We start from the raw sequence: 14,515 nt of genomic DNA, 5'->3' as shown, positions 1-14,515 counted from the left end.
TGCGGTGGGGCCGCCGCCGCAGTCGCGGCGTGGTCCCGTGAAGTAGAAAGGTCGGCCGGTCGATATGGACATCAGGCGTGTAATATTGGCGACGTTGCTTTCGGCGCTGGTGCTGCTCGGTTTCGACTACTTCATGCCCCAACCCAAGCCGCAACCCGCTGTCGCGACGCAGGAGCATGCTGACACGCAGGCGAGCCGTCCGCCTCCTGCCGCGGCGCCCGGGTCGACGGCCGCAGATGAAGGGGCTCCCGCAAGGCTGCCGATCGATGCGGTTGACGTCAGCGGCTCGGTCAATCTTCACGGCGCGCGTCTGGATGATCTCGTTCTGCGGGGTTACCACGAGACGGTGAAGCCCGGCAGCCCGCTGGTGCGCGTGCTTGAGGCGCAGGGTCAGCCGCATCCGACCTATGTCGAGTTCGGGTGGTACGGGCAGCCGGGGCAGACCGTCCGCCTTCCTGACGCGCACAGCGTCTGGAAAACCGACGCGCAGAAACTCGGTTCCGGCGCCCCTGTCACGCTGAGCTGGAGCAACGACGCCGGTCTGACGTTCGAGATCGTGCTGGCGATCGATCGGGATTACATGTTCACCGTCACCCAGCGCGTCCGTAACGCTACCGGCGATCAGGTGGCGCTCGTCCCCTATTCTCGTGTCGTGCGTGCTTACACGCCTGAGGAAACCGGCGGCATGCTGGTTCACGAGGGACCGATCTCGGTGATCAACGGCCGTATGGAGGAAGGCTCCTACAAGTCGCTGCGCACCAATTCGACCGCGCCGAATTTCGTCTCGTGGAGCGCTTCCGGAACCGGCGGCTGGGCGGGAATCACCGACAAATACTGGCTCGCGGCCGTCGTTCCCGATCAGAAGTCGGACGTCAGCGGAACTTATGGGTTCGACACGCCTGCCGGTGCATACGAAGTAGGCTTCACTGGCCGCGCGCCTGTGACGGTCGCGGCCAACGGAGTGGGCGAGTCGACGGCGCATGTGTTCGCGGGCGCCAAGGAGGTTCGCCTTCTGGAGCGTTATGAGAACGAGCTGCACATTCCCGATTTCTGGAAGGCCGTCGATTTCGGCTGGTTCGCGTTCCTGACGCGCCCGGTGTTCTTTGTTCTTGACTGGTTGTATCAGCTTTTTGGCAATTTCGGTCTGGCGCTTCTGACGTTCACGCTGATCGTCAAGACGCTGTTCTTTCCGCTGGCGGCGAAGGGCTTCCGTTCGGCGGCGGCGATGCGCTCGGTCCAGCCGAAGATGCAGGCGATCCGCGAGCGGTACAAGTCCGATCCGGTCCAGATGAACCAGAAGATCATGCAGCTTTATAAAGAGGAGGGAGTGAACCCCGCCAGCGGGTGCCTGCCACTTCTTATTCAGGCTCCGGTGTTCTGGTGTCTGTATAAGGATCTGTACGTCACGATCGAAATGCGGCACGCGCCGTTCTTTGGCTGGATTCATGATCTGTCCGCGCCTGATCCGACCAACCTGTTCAATCTGTTCGGTCTGATTCCGTGGGATCCGACGACGCTGTCCGGCATGCTGCTGCTCGGCGTGTGGCCGATCCTCTATGGCGCGACCATGTTCCTGATGCAGAAGATGAATCCGGCGACTGTGGACCCTGCCCAGAAGCAGATTTTCATGGCGATGCCGTTCATCTTCACGTTCTTCATGGCGCGGCAGCCTGTCGGTCTGGTCATCTACTACTGCTGGAACAACCTGCTGACGGTGGCGCAGCAGATGGTCATTCAGCGCGTGCACCGGGATCGCCCAAAGACGACCGTTATCCCGCCTGCGAAGAAAGCCCGGAAAGGCTGATGGCCGCTCCCAATTTCTCAACCCCGATCGAACGGACGGCGGACGAGCTGGAAGCCGGAAGGCTGTTGTTCGCCGGGGAATGCGAGTTTTTTTTCGGCGCGCAGCAACTCGGGCAACTACCCGATCCTGATAAGCCGGAGATCGCTTTCGCCGGTCGTTCGAACGTGGGCAAGTCGAGTCTTGTCAATGCGTTGACGGGGCGGAAGGCGCTCGCGCGGGCGTCGTCCGAGCCGGGGCGAACCAAGCAGCTTAACTTTTTCGACTTGGCCGGGCGTCTCGTGCTGGTGGACATGCCGGGTTACGGTTTTGCGAAGGCCGCAAAATCTGTGAAGGAAGACTGGCAGGAGATGATGTTCGCCTATCTGCGCGGACGTCCAACCCTGCAGCGTGTGATCCTGCTTCTCGACTCCCGCATCGAGACCAAAGCGTCCGACATCGAGGTCATGGATCTGTTCGACAAGGCGGCGATCAACTTCCAGATCGTTCTCACCAAATGCGATGGACTGAAGCCCGGCCCTCTGGCGCGAAAGCTGGAGAGCGTGCGGGCTCTTGCGGCCAAACACCCGGCCGCGCATCCCGAAGTGATCGCCAGCAGCAGCGAGACGGGGCTTGGCATGCCAGAGCTTCGCGCCGAACTGACCGCGTTCGCGCTCCCTGCAATCGGCTGAACGGCTCTGTCCCGCGCTCGTCGCGCAGAACCCATCGCACGCGGGCGGCTTCACTGATGACGCCTCTACCCGCTATCGTAGCGGACTTCTCCACCCGAGCTGCCGATCGCGCCCGATCGGACGCGGGTCTAGCCTGGATGGACTTTAGATGACTGACGATACGCCCGGCGTGGTCGACGCGTTACAGCAGGCCGCCACCCTCGCCAGCGCGCTGCCTTTCCTTCGTCGTTACGCCGGAGACACCATCGTGGTGAAGTACGGCGGTCACGCTATGGGCGACGCCGCGCTGTCCAAGGATTTCGGCAGTGACATCGCCTTGCTGAAACTGGTCGGCATCAACCCGATCGTCGTGCATGGTGGTGGACCGCAGATCAATCGCATGCTGGAGCGGCTGCAACTGAAGTCGTCGTTTGTGGATGGGCTTCGGGTGACGGACAGTTCCATGATCGACGTGATCGAGATGGTTCTGTGCGGTTCGGTCAACAAGGAAGTCGCCAACCTGATAAACCGCGCCGGCGCATTGGCGGTAGGCATATCGGGAAAGGATGGCGGTCTCATCAAGGCGCGCAAGCTTCTGCGCGCGGTGCGCGATCCGGTCAGCGGCATTGAGCAGGTTCTCGACCTCGGTTTCGTAGGGGAGCCGCACCGTGTGGACCCGCAGGTGCTTTATGCGCTGTCGGGCTCAGGACTTATCCCGGTCGTTGCGCCGATCGCCGCAGGGGAGAATGGAGAGACCTACAACATCAACGCCGACACTGCTGCGGGCGCCATTGCGGGCGCAGTGCATGCGACGCGTATGTTGATGCTGACGGATGTTCCGGGCGTCCTGGATGGCGACGGCAAGCTCATTCCCGAACTGACTGCTGAAGAAGCCAGACGCGGCATCGCCTCAGGCATGATCTCCGGCGGCATGATTCCCAAAGTCGAGACATGTCTGCAGGCAGTGCAGGCAGGCGCCAAGGCCGCAGTTATTCTTGATGGACGCGTGCCTCATGCGTGTCTGCTTGAACTGTTCACCAAATCCGGGTCCGGCACGCTTATCAGGGCGGATGGAACGGCCAGCGCCGGTTAAACTGTAAAAGGCGGTTGCGGGTGGTTGGCTGGGCCGATTTACACCCTCAACGGCTTCACGGCTTCACGGCTTCACGGCTTCTGCAGACAAGGTGTTCTGCAGAGGCAGCTTGTTCATTACGCATTCATGGCTGGGCGAATTCGAATATTGCCGGACGGGTAAGGCTCACGTCGACAGAGCTGTGGCCGGAGGCCAGCCAGTCCTTTTGGCGGCAGACGCTTGGAAGCATCATGCAAATGCTGTGTGCAGTAGTTTCCGGTAGAAAATCTACGCAGTAAAGACGTTCTATATAGCAGCTATAGCTAACGTTGCCCTACGATTAAAGATAGCCGCCGCAGCGGTCATTCTACGGTGTATCCGTCGCAGATAATCAAGGCTCGAAGAAGCTTTCCTGTAAAGAAAGGCGCCCCAAAGTATATTGGAGCGCCCTTTCGTCCGATTTTGTACGATCGGTCGAAGTAATTTCGGGTTCAATTAGTGACGTGAGGGATAACCGTAGGTGAAGGACTGGTAGGGAGATCCTCCGGTCAGGATTGAACTGACGCCTCCAAGAATCCCGTTAACGGCGGCGCCGACCCCGCCGAGGATTCCGCCGACGACAAGGCCGACGCCAGCGAGGACTCCGTTAACGGCGTAAGCGACGCCGCCAAGAAGCCCGAAACCGCCGGACACTGTCTCTAATTCTATTGTTGTAAGTTCACGCATGACGATTCCTTTTCGAATCCGAGAAGGGCGTTAATTCGCCCCAAGGTCATCACGACACAAACACCACAAAGTTTCAATAAAAAGACATTGTATCAAAAAATATACAAATTGATTGACGCGTCTCCATTCCGACGACACGAATGTTTTCCTCAATGATTACATAATGGTAAGCGGAGACATCAGATTTTTAAAGGTCGCAGTGACTGTGGGCTACATCGGGCAGGCAGGATGATCTGCTGGGCGGCCAACGTAAAACCGGCCGTCAGCGAATGGCGTTTATCAACAAAAAAGGCCACGGATTGCTCCGTGGCCTTTGATGGTTCCCGCTGAAGCGGGAACATATCCGGTCCAGACTTACTGGGCGGCGTCGACGCCGGTGTGGGTCGACGGAGAGAAGGTCCATCCCGCTCCGTAAGGCTGCGGCGCGAAGAAGCCCCATGTCGAGTTCGTCGATGTTCCTGCGTCCCAGGCGCGAGCGCTGATCGGCGTGCCCTTGGTCCGAAGCTTCTGGATGTCCGCAGCGGTGACGTTGGCCGGAGCCTTATTGCCCCATGCGCCACGGATGAAGTTCACAACGTCAGCAATCTGCTGGTCGTTGAGGATCTTCTGGTAGCCAGGCATCGCGACTGCCGACGGCGCCCAGTTGGTCGGAGGCAGTACGCCGCCAGACACGACGACATGAGCCAGAGACGTCGGATTGTCGGTCACGACGACTGGGTTTCCGGCCAGCGGCGGGAACATGCGGGCGACGCCGCCGCCATCATTCCGGTGACAGATCGCGCACTGGTTCAGATAGATATCTGCGCCAGGGACGCCAGCAGTCTTGCCGGAATCGAGCATCTGAGCGGTTGACGCGTCGTAGGTGTAGTCGCCACGCGCAGGCGGAACCGGCGGCAGGCTCTTCAGATACTTCGCGATCGCCTTCAGATCGTCGTCAGTGAAATACTGCGAACTCCAGGCGACGACGTCAGCCATGCCGCCAAAGACGGCGGAGTGGTCGATGCGGCCCGAACGCAGGAACTGCACCAGATCGTCTTCAGACCAGCGACCGAGACCCAGAACCGGGTCGTTGCGCAGGCTGGGGGCGATCCAGTTGTCGATCGGAGCGCCGCCGGCGAGGAAGTCCGCGCCGCCGGTTGCGTCGTAAGCCTTCTCCTGCATGGAGAAACCACGGGGCGTATGGCACGCGCCGCAATGGCCGGGGCCGGTTACGATGTATTCGCCGCGCGCGATGACCGGGTCGGTGCCCGGAGCAGGCGTGAACGCCTTCGGCGCCGGAGCGAAGAGCTTCGCCCAGATGCCGAGCGGCCAGCGCATCGACAGCGGCCAAGTGATGTCGACCGGACGGTTCTGCTGCGCGACCGGCTTCACGCCGTGCATGAAGTAGGCGTACAGCGCCTTGATGTCGTCATCCGTCATTCTGGCGAATGAAGGATACGGCATGGCCGGATACAGTGGCGATCCGTCCTTGCGCACGCCGCGACGGACAGCGTTGTCGAAGTCCTGCAGCGTGTAAGTGCCGATTCCGACCGTCGGGTCTGGCGTAATATTGGTCGAATAGATCGCGCCGATCGGCGTCTTGATCTCAAGTCCGCCAGCGTAAACGCTGCCGTGTAGGCCCGTATGACAGGCCACGCAGTCGCCCAGACGGGCGACATAGGCGCCCTTGGCGACCAGATCGCTGTCGGCGGTCTGCGCGACGGCCGGGGCGGCGTCGAGCGCCGTTCCTGCCAGAAGTCCGACCACCGCCGCGCTGAGCGCGGCCTTAAATCCCTTAATCATCGCTATCACCACCGCGTCGCTGTTTTGTCGAATGAGGTCATCATCGGGAAGTGGCAGGTCACTGGGTTATGCCCAGTGACGCGGCATCGGGGATCGTCTTGTCGTTTTTACGGGCGTCGACTTCGCGCTGATACGTGTCGTTGCCGCGCTTGATGATGAACTGACGGATGCTCTCGATCTGATCCGGGGACATCGAAGCGTCGAAGCGGTCCATGCCGTAGGCGGTCAGCGCGCCGCGGCCGACGACGTTGTAGAAACCGTCCTTGTGACGGATTGCGCCCGACCAGCGCAGATCCGGCAGAACGCCAGCGCCCTCTGCGTTGTCGCCATGGCAGGCGGCGCAATAGGTCTGGTACTCGAAGTAGCCCTTGTCCGTGACCTTCTCGTCATACTTCTCAGGCGGCTTCACGGGCAGGAAGCCCATGTCGTTCTGCGGAGGCAGCTTCGCCTTGCCGTCGAGCGAGAAGGCGACGACGCGGGAGTGGTTGACCGTCCAGCCCGAGGTGCGGGCGACGCCCCCGAGGAAGAACGGGTAGATTCCGCCCCAGCCCACTTCAACCGCGACATACTGCTTTCCGTTGGCGAGGTAGGTCACCGGCGGCGCGATGATGCCGCTCTGTGCGTCGAAGTGGAACAGATCCTGACCGTTGGTCGCGTCGTAGGCGTGGAATTCGCCATTCGCGAGGCCCTGGAAGAGCAGGTCGCCGCCGGTGGCCACGATGCCGCCGTTCCATGGACCCTTGTGGTCGATCTTCCATGCCGCCTGCTGCTTCACCGGATCCCAGGCCACGATCCAGCCCTTCAGATCCTTGATGAACGCCGCTTTGGCTTCGGGGGTGTCCGGGAGGCCGGCCTTGCCCATGTCGATGCCGAGGTTCCAGGAGTCCGGGTGCGCCTTGAAACCGCCAACCTGGCTCTTGTAGAGGAACGGAACCTGCTGCGCCGGGATGTAGACCAGGTTGGTCTTCGGGCTGTAGGCCATGGCTGCGAAGTTGTGGCCGCCGAGATCGCCCGGGATGGCGTACCATTCCTTGCCGTTCAGCGTCCACAGGGCGTCCGGGTTGTAGATCGGACGACCGGTCTTCGGATCCAGGCCGAGCGCCCAGTTCTGGTAGACGTAGTTGTTGCCCGAGATGAACTGGCCGGTCTTCGCGTCGATGACGTAGAAGAAGCCGTTCTTCGGAGCATGGACGATCACGTGGCGGGTTTCGCCGTTGATCGGCAGATCGAGGGTCATGATCTGCTGGACCGAGGTGTAATCCCACTGGTCCATCGGGGTTTCCTGGAAGTGCCAGACGTACTCGCCGGTCTCAGGCTTGACCGCGACTATGCTGCCGAGGAACAGGTTGTTGCCCTTGCCGTCGGTGCGGTACTTGTAGTTCCAGGGAGATCCGTTGCCGACCGCGATGTAGACCAGATCGGTCACGGGGTCATACACCAGCGAATCCCACACGGTGCCGCCGCCGCCCTGCTTCGTCCAGGCGCCCGTCGGGCTCCAGGTCTTGTAGGCCTTGTTCATCAGAACGCTGTCAGACGCCGCGTGGTCCGGCTCGTTCTTGTTGTTCGGCACTGTGTAGAAGCGCCAGTCGAGCTTGCCGGTCTCGGCGTCGAAGGCCGAGATGAAGCCGCGTGCGCCGAATTCCGCGCCGCCATTGCCGATCAGAACGCGGCCCTTGGCGATGCGCGGGGCGCCGTCAACGGTGTAGGAGCGCTGCTGCCCGAGGGAGGCGTCCTTGGGAATCGTATACGTGCTCCAGACCAGCTTGCCGGTCTTGGCGTCGAGCGCAATCAGGCGTCCGTCGAACGTGCCGAAATAGACTTTGCCGTTCCAGTAGGCGAGGCCGCGGTTGACGGTGTCGCAGCAGCCGCGGTCGGCGACGTTGCCCGGAACCTTGGGGTCGTAATCCCACAGCAGTTGTCCAGTGTCGGCCTTCAGGGCCTTGATCTTGGACCAGTTGGTGGTCGCGTAGAGGACGCCATCGACGACGAGGGGCGTGCCTTCCTGACCGCGGTTGGTGTCGAGATCGTAGAACCACGCCAGCTTCAGGTCGCCGACGTTGGAGCGGTTGATCTGATCCAGCGGGCTGTAGCGCTGCTCGGAATAGGTGCGACCGTAGGTCAGCCAGTTTTCCGGGTGGTCGTCGGCGTGGATGATGGCTTCGCCGGTGGCGCCTTGTCCATCATCGGCGCGGGCCGACGCTACGGGGTTGCAGAAAGCCGCGGCAAGAAAGGTGCCTGCGGCGAGCACGCCGAGCAGCGGGCTCCTCCGGGAGGAGAAAGGGCGAATCATATTGTATCGTCCTCGACAGATCATCGATTTGGGCCAAAGCCGCGAAAGCAGTGCGAATTTGGTGTTCGCGGCAGTCAGCCTAGATGACGTGATCATGTCAATCGTGTCATCTTTGGGTACGCTTATGCGTAAAGAGTGAGCATCGCAGGACGTTTGGTCAGACGGACAGGCTCGTAAGCCACCCTGATGATCGTTTTTTCACAACATCGGATCTTGCGTGAATGGGCGCGCCTCTTCCGGCGAACTGCGGCATATGTGGCGTTATTTCGCGTAATGTAGGGAAATAGGTGAGTCGCGCCCTCGCTGTTCCGGGCGGTATCCGCCCTTACGGAACATCAATTTGGGGGCGGTGGCATGCGGCCGGTTGCTCCGCCTGCATCTCTTCGTCGCTGCGGCCTTGGGAGAGCTGCTCACGGAAAGGTGACCGTTCTGCTATCCTCCCGGCGACGCGTGGGAGCAGTCGGCAGAGGCGTCGAGATGTCCAGAGGGGAGGTCTCATCATGCGCAGGACTCTGTCGCGCATACGTTGCGGCGATTCCTGCCGAATGGCGCCGGAACTTGGGGAGGGGATGACTCACCTTTAATTATGGCTCGCCTGCGAGTGTCTGCTAATTAAGGCAGGACTTGAATTGGCGACCTGTCGCCAAATATATTCAGTTGTCGTCCGGCCTGGCCGGAAGGGAGAGAGGTAATTATGTCGTTCACTCGCGACTTTCGTTCGTCGCCATCTGCGGCAGGGGTGCAATCCGCCGTCGTAGACGCCGGTCTGCGCGCTTATATGCTTCGCGTTTACAACTGGATGGCGTCGGGGCTTCTTTTGACGGCTCTGGTCGCCTACGGGATCGCCAATACGAGCGCGCAGGCCCTTTTCTTCCGCCGCGCCGAAGATTACTCGATTCACCCGACCGGTCTCGGGTTGCTGGCGATGATCGCGCCGCTCGGCTTCGTGTTGGTCATGTCTTTCGGGGTCAACCGCCTCTCAAGGCAGGCTGTGCAGACGCTGTTCTGGCTGTTCTGCGCCGTGATGGGCGCGAGCCTTTCGAACATCTTTCTCGTTTACACCGGCGTGTCCGTAACCCGTGTGTTTCTGGTGACGGCGATCACGTTCGGCGCGACGTCTCTATGGGCGTATTCGACGAACGCCAATCTGATGCGGTTTCAATCGTTCTTCATGATGGGGCTGTTTGGTCTGGTGATCGCGGGCCTCGTCAACATGTTCCTGCACAGCCCGGCGGTGTACTTTGTATATAGTGTTGTGGGAGTGCTGCTCTTCACCGGCCTGACTGCGTTCGACACGCAACGCATCAAAGTGACCTATCCGCAGTTCGCCTATTACGAAGGTCCGGAGCAGGCGGCGAAGCGCAGCGTTTACGACGCGTTGAACCTCTACCTGAACTTCATCAACCTGTTTCAGTTTCTGCTTCAGTTCATGGGGGTCCGGAGCACCAGCGACAACTAGAGTCGCGTTGCGAATCCCGAACTGCCTGACCCGGTCGCCTCGGCGCCCGGGTTTTTTTGTGTCCGGATTTTGGCTCGCGGATGACGAAACGCCTGCCGAATTAGCGTGTCTGCGTCGCGTAAAGCGTCTGGGTGCCATTAAAATATCTCTTATTCGCCGTGAGGTGACGCCACGTTGGCAAACATGTGAAAGCGTCAGCCCAGAAAAAGCCTAGATTTTGGCTGCGCTAGCCGGATTTTCGCTGAATTTGAAATATACTGAAATAATCCGTGAACACTTGTCCCGTAAACCATCTCGGTCGGATAAGGGGAGGCGTGGAAATTCCTCGCGTGCTGGACGGATTGTGATGCCAAGCTTGAGGGATTATTGATTCGCCGTAAGGCAATGCGATCCGCCTGTTGGGGCGGACTCTGTGTCCGAGACGATGGACTGCGGCGTCGCGGCCCGGCGTCTGTTTTTTGAAGGCTTGTAGGTATGTCAGAACCGAGGGGCGTACGATGATAAATAGGTACCTGAAGGGGCCAGCCCGGCTGGGCGGTCTGGCTTCAGTGCTGCTGCTGGCGGGATGCAACCTGGATGTGTTGGATCCCAAGGGCCCGGTAGGAGAGCAGCTGAAGTTTCTGATCGTTGAATCAACGGTCGCCATGCTGCTTGTGGTTGTCCCGACAATCATTTTGGCGTGCTACTTCGCATGGAAATACAGGGCGTCGAATACGAGCGCCGAGTACCTCCCGAAGTGGTCCCATTCGAACAAGATTGAAGTGGTGATCTGGGGCGTGCCCAGCATCATCATTCTTTTTCTGGCGGTGATCACCTACCAGACCTGCCACTCGCTGGACCCTTATCGTCCGCTCGACAACGAAGCGAACGCCAAGCCGCTGCACGTCGAAGTTGTCGCGCTCGACTGGAAATGGCTGTTCATCTACCCCGACGAGGGGATTGCGACGGTCAATCAGCTGGCGATCCCAGTCGGCACGCCGGTGGACTTCGTCATCACCTCCGATTCCGTGATGAATTCGTTCTTCATTCCGCGCCTTGGTTCGATGATCTACGCGATGGCGGGCATGCAGACGCAACTGCATCTGCTGGCGTCCGAGCCTGGCGATTACGCTGGCGAGTCCGCCAACTACAGCGGTCGCGGGTTCTCCGACATGAAGTTCCGTACGCTCGCCATGCCGGCTGATCAGTACGCTTCATGGGTTGAGAAGGTGCGTTCCTCTTCCGATCAGCTCGATAACGAGACCTACGGAAAGCTGGCCGCTCCGAGCGAAGCCGATCCGGTGAAATACTATTCGCATGTAGCGCCGAGCCTCTTCGACGGCATCGTCGCGAAATATAATAACGGCATGGTCATGGACAAGAACACGGGCAAGATGATCCGCGTGCAGTCCGCGATGTCCGACATGAATATGAAGGAGTAGGATTCATGCTAGGGAGATTATCGTTCGCGGACATCCCCGTGGATGTGCCCATTCTTGTAGGCACATTTGCGGGCGTCGCGGTCATCGGCATCGCCGTGCTCGCGCTCATCACCTATTACGGCAAATGGGGCTATCTCTGGAAAGAGTGGTTCACCTCTGTCGATCATAAACGCCTTGCGGTCATGTACATCGTGCTCGCGCTCGTCGCGCTTGCACGTGGTTTCGCCGACGCCATCATGATGCGCACCCAGCTCGCTCTCGCGTATGCTGGAAATCCCGGTTATCTACCGCCTCACCATTACGATCAGATCTTCTCCGCGCACGGGACGATCATGATCTTCTTCCTGGCGATGGCGTTCATGACGGGCCTGTTCAACCTCGTGGTGCCGCTGCAGATCGGCGCGCGCGACGTGGCCTTCCCGTTCCTGAACAACCTGAGCTTCTGGATGACGGCGATCGCCTTTATCCTGATCAACATCTCGCTGTTCATTGGCGAATTCTCGCAGTGCGGCTGGCTGGCGTATCCGCCTCTGTCGGAGACGCAGTTCAGTCCGGGCGTCGGCGTTGATTACTATATCTGGGCGGTTCAGCTTTCAGGCGTCGGCACGCTGCTGACGGGCGTCAACTTCTTCGTCACCATCGTCAAGATGCGCGCTCCGGGCATGACCTGGATGAAGGTTCCGGTGTTCACCTGGACCGCATTCTGCGCGTGCGTTCTGATCATGGTCGCGTTCCCGGTTCTGACAGTCGTTCTGGGTATGCTTGGTCTTGATCGTTACCTGGGTATGCATTTCTTCACCAATGATGGTGGCGGAAATCAGATGCTCTACCTCAGCCTTATCTGGACCTGGGGCCATCCTGAAGTTTACATCCTGATCCTGCCCGCCTTCGGCGTGTTCTCGGAAGTCGTGCCCACGTTCTCCCGCAAACCGCTGTTCGGTTACGCAACCATGGTCTACGCGACCTGCGCCATCATGGTGCTGTCGTTCCTGGTCTGGCTGCATCACTTCTTCACCATGGGCGCCGGCGCTGACGTCAATGCGTTCTTCGGCATCGCCACGATGGTCATCTCGATCCCGACTGGCGTTAAGCTCTTCAACTGGCTGTTCACGATGTACAAGGGCCGCGTGGAGTTCCACGCCACCATGTACTGGGCCGTCGGCTTCATGATCACCTTCACCATCGGCGGCATGACCGGCGTGATGATGGCGATTCCCGCAGCTGACTTCGTTCTTCACAACTCCCTGTTCCTGATCGCCCATTTCCACAACGTCATCATCGGCGGCGTGTATTTCGGGTATGTCTGCGGCATGAACTACTGGTTCCCGAAAGCGCTGGGCTTCAAGCTCAACGAAGCGTGGGGCAAGGCCGCGTTCTGGTTCTGGTTTGTCGGTTTCTACGTGGCGTTCATGCCGCTCTACGTGCTGGGCTTCGACGGCATGACCCGTCGTCTGAACCACTACGACAACCCGGCCTGGCACCCCTGGCTGCTGATCGCCGAAGTTGGCGCGGTTCTGGTGTTCTGCGGCATCGCCTGTCAGGTCATCCAGCTCTACGTCTCCATTCGCGACCGCAACTTGCCGCAGAACGTCGACGTCACGGGCGATCCGTGGAACGCTCGTTCGCTCGAGTGGTCGACGTCTTCGCCTCCGCCGATCTACAACTTTGCGATCACGCCGCATGTCCATGATCTGGACGCGTTCATGCACGACAAGGAAAACGGCATCGACACGCGCGGCGCGGGTGGCCCGTATGCTCCGATCCACATGCCCAAGAACACGGCCGCAGGCTTCATGGTCGGCGCGTTCAGTCTGGTGCTTGGTTTCGCGGCTATCTGGTACATCTGGTGGCTGGCTGCGATCGGGCTGATCGGAGTTTTCGCGACAGTGATCATCCGTAGCGCAAATCAGGACGTGGACTACTACATCCCTGCTGAAGAAGTCGCCCGGATCGAGAACGAGCACTCCCGCAAACTCATGGTACAGGCGGCTGAGTAATGGCGCACGATACAACTTTCCACGACGCGCATTCGGATCACGAACACCACGCTCCGCCGACGGTGTTCGGGTTCTGGGTGTATCTGATGACCGACTGCATCATCTTCGGCACGCTGTTTGCTGTGTTTGCGACTTTCCGCAACCAGTACGCTGGCGGTCCGACGGGGAAGGAGCTCTTCGAGATCTCCGGCCTTGCGATGGAGACGGCGCTGCTGCTCGTATCGAGCATCACCTACGGCTTCGGAATGATCGCCGCCCACAAGGGCGCGATCAGATCCGTTCAGCTGTGGCTGGCCATCACGTTCCTGCTTGGCCTGGGCTTCGTCGGTCTTGAAATCAACGAGTTCGCACATCTCATCGGCGAGGGCGCGGGTCCGGATCGCAGCGCGTTCCTGTCCGCTTTCTTCACGCTGGTCTCGACCCATGGTCTGCACGTGAGCTGCGGTCTGATCTGGATCGTGACGCTGGTTGTGCAGCTTTCGCGCGTTACGGAGATTTCGGAGCGGATGATGAACAAGCTCACCATGCTGAGCCTGTTTTGGCACTTCCTCGACATCGTCTGGATCTGCGTGTTCTCGTTCGTCTATCTGGGGAGCATGATCTGATGAGCACGCATCACAGCGGTCATGACGACGCGAGCCACGGCAGCGTGCGCTCATATGTTATCGGGTTCGTTCTCGCGGTCGTTCTTACGGTCGCGGCCTTCATGGTGGCCACCAGCGGCGCCCTGTCTCCGACTGGCGCTCTGACGGCGATCTCGGTTCTGGCGGCGGTTCAGGTGGTCGTCCACCTGATCTACTTCCTGCACATGAACACGACGGCCGAGAACCGGTGGAACAACAACGTGTTCCTCTTCACGGTGATGGTCGTCGCGATCTTCATCGTGGGTACGGCCTTCATCATGACGAATACCTCGGCTCACATGATGTCGCGGTAATTCCGGTTCCTGCCGGCGGCCTCCAGTCGCCGGCTTCCGGTTTTAAAAAGGCCTCGCGCGGTTCACGCGCGAGGCCTTTTTCATTAATGGGAGCAGCAACGTAACCTGGGGCGACAGTCTCATCCTGCGAGGGGCGTCTGGCGCCACGCATGCGCACCGGCCTGCATCAGCCGAAGTCGGGATTCTGGTGCGCGCGGCTCACGGCGCATACTCAGAATAACGGGTTATCGCTTTGGGAAGTTGGCGGCGGGCTTACGACCGTTCACCTATGCGCCGTGGCGCGCCTGACGCGCAGTATATGTGGTGAATGTCTGCGCCGGGCGTCCGCGGACTGCAATGGGCCTGCTTTGTAAATGTCGCTTAATTGGCTGTCAGGGATA

Annotated in this window: 11 protein-coding genes; 8 read left to right on the top strand and 3 right to left on the bottom strand. The window is 60.0% G+C overall.

Annotated elements, in window-relative coordinates:
- Positions 1-64 precede the first annotated feature (64 nt).
- From yidC to argB, 3 genes are all read left to right on the top strand, one after another.
- On the top strand, positions 65-1,804 hold the full coding sequence (gene yidC / locus G442_RS0103310; protein ID WP_026396831.1) for a membrane protein insertase YidC: 1,740 nt from the start codon (positions 65-67) through the stop codon (positions 1,802-1,804).
- A complete protein-coding gene (yihA, locus tag G442_RS0103305) occupies positions 1,804-2,472 on the top strand; it encodes a ribosome biogenesis GTP-binding protein YihA/YsxC (protein ID WP_026396830.1) in 669 nt (222 codons plus the stop codon). Before yidC ends, yihA begins: the two co-directional genes overlap by 1 nt.
- 148 nt (positions 2,473-2,620) lie before the next feature.
- Positions 2,621-3,544, top strand: coding sequence for an acetylglutamate kinase (gene argB / locus G442_RS0103300; RefSeq protein ID WP_026396829.1), 924 nt, complete (start codon positions 2,621-2,623; stop codon positions 3,542-3,544).
- Positions 3,545-4,018: 474 nt separating this feature from the next.
- On the opposite strand, the gene G442_RS20700 is transcribed toward argB, so the two are convergent.
- The 3 genes from G442_RS20700 to G442_RS0103285 form a co-directional block, all read right to left on the bottom strand.
- The gene (locus G442_RS20700) at positions 4,019-4,249 is read right to left on the bottom strand and encodes a hypothetical protein (protein ID WP_035376138.1); all 231 of its coding nucleotides are present in this window, start codon (positions 4,247-4,249) and stop codon (positions 4,019-4,021) included.
- Positions 4,250-4,603: 354 nt separating this feature from the next.
- Entirely contained in the window at positions 4,604-6,031 is a 1,428-nt protein-coding gene (locus G442_RS0103290) for a c-type cytochrome (RefSeq protein ID WP_026396828.1), read from the bottom strand.
- 58 nt (positions 6,032-6,089) lie between these two features.
- Positions 6,090-8,321, bottom strand: coding sequence for a PQQ-dependent dehydrogenase, methanol/ethanol family (locus tag G442_RS0103285; RefSeq protein WP_026396827.1), 2,232 nt, complete (start codon positions 8,319-8,321; stop codon positions 6,090-6,092).
- 694 nt (positions 8,322-9,015) lie between these two features.
- Here G442_RS0103285 and G442_RS0103280 point away from each other — a divergent pair.
- The 5 genes from G442_RS0103280 (at position 9,016) to cyoD (ending at position 14,135) form a co-directional block, all read left to right on the top strand.
- Positions 9,016-9,780, top strand: coding sequence for a Bax inhibitor-1/YccA family protein (locus G442_RS0103280; protein ID WP_026396826.1), 765 nt, complete (start codon positions 9,016-9,018; stop codon positions 9,778-9,780).
- A 497-nt stretch (positions 9,781-10,277) separates the two neighbouring features.
- Positions 10,278-11,201 carry a ubiquinol oxidase subunit II gene (gene cyoA, locus G442_RS0103275; protein WP_026396825.1) on the top strand — a complete coding sequence of 308 codons (924 nt, stop codon included), beginning with the start codon at positions 10,278-10,280 and terminating at the stop codon, positions 11,199-11,201.
- A gap of 5 nt (positions 11,202-11,206) precedes the next feature.
- Positions 11,207-13,198, top strand: coding sequence for a cytochrome o ubiquinol oxidase subunit I (cyoB, locus tag G442_RS0103270; RefSeq protein ID WP_026396824.1), 1,992 nt, complete (start codon positions 11,207-11,209; stop codon positions 13,196-13,198).
- Positions 13,198-13,803 carry a cytochrome o ubiquinol oxidase subunit III gene (gene cyoC, locus G442_RS0103265; RefSeq protein ID WP_026396823.1) on the top strand — a complete coding sequence of 202 codons (606 nt, stop codon included), beginning with the start codon at positions 13,198-13,200 and terminating at the stop codon, positions 13,801-13,803. Before cyoB ends, cyoC begins: the two co-directional genes overlap by 1 nt.
- Positions 13,803-14,135, top strand: a complete 333-nt coding sequence (cyoD, locus tag G442_RS0103260; protein ID WP_026396822.1) for a cytochrome o ubiquinol oxidase subunit IV — start codon at positions 13,803-13,805, stop codon at positions 14,133-14,135. The genes cyoC and cyoD overlap by 1 nt, the downstream gene beginning before the upstream one ends.
- Positions 14,136-14,515 lie beyond the last annotated feature (380 nt).

Origin of the sequence: Acetobacter nitrogenifigens DSM 23921 = NBRC 105050 (assembly GCF_000429165.1) — a bacterium.
GTDB classification, from domain to species: Bacteria; Pseudomonadota; Alphaproteobacteria; order Acetobacterales; family Acetobacteraceae; genus Acetobacter; species Acetobacter nitrogenifigens.
This window is presented reverse-complemented; position numbering and strand designations above follow the sequence as displayed.

Excerpts from the sequence above, each read along its gene's own strand:
- yidC (WP_026396831.1), top strand. The coding sequence starts at position 65 with ATGGACATCAGGCGTGTAATATTGGCGACGTTGCTTTCGGCGCTGGTG.
- yihA (WP_026396830.1), top strand. The coding sequence starts at position 1,804 with ATGGCCGCTCCCAATTTCTCAACCCCGATCGAACGGACGGCGGACGAG.
- argB (WP_026396829.1), top strand. The coding sequence starts at position 2,621 with ATGACTGACGATACGCCCGGCGTGGTCGACGCGTTACAGCAGGCCGCC.
- G442_RS20700 (WP_035376138.1), bottom strand. The coding sequence starts at position 4,249 with ATGCGTGAACTTACAACAATAGAATTAGAGACAGTGTCCGGCGGTTTC.
- G442_RS0103290 (WP_026396828.1), bottom strand. The coding sequence starts at position 6,031 with ATGATTAAGGGATTTAAGGCCGCGCTCAGCGCGGCGGTGGTCGGACTT.
- G442_RS0103285 (WP_026396827.1), bottom strand. The coding sequence starts at position 8,321 with ATGATTCGCCCTTTCTCCTCCCGGAGGAGCCCGCTGCTCGGCGTGCTC.
- G442_RS0103280 (WP_026396826.1), top strand. The coding sequence starts at position 9,016 with ATGTCGTTCACTCGCGACTTTCGTTCGTCGCCATCTGCGGCAGGGGTG.
- cyoA (WP_026396825.1), top strand. The coding sequence starts at position 10,278 with ATGATAAATAGGTACCTGAAGGGGCCAGCCCGGCTGGGCGGTCTGGCT.
- cyoB (WP_026396824.1), top strand. The coding sequence starts at position 11,207 with ATGCTAGGGAGATTATCGTTCGCGGACATCCCCGTGGATGTGCCCATT.
- cyoC (WP_026396823.1), top strand. The coding sequence starts at position 13,198 with ATGGCGCACGATACAACTTTCCACGACGCGCATTCGGATCACGAACAC.
- cyoD (WP_026396822.1), top strand. The coding sequence starts at position 13,803 with ATGAGCACGCATCACAGCGGTCATGACGACGCGAGCCACGGCAGCGTG.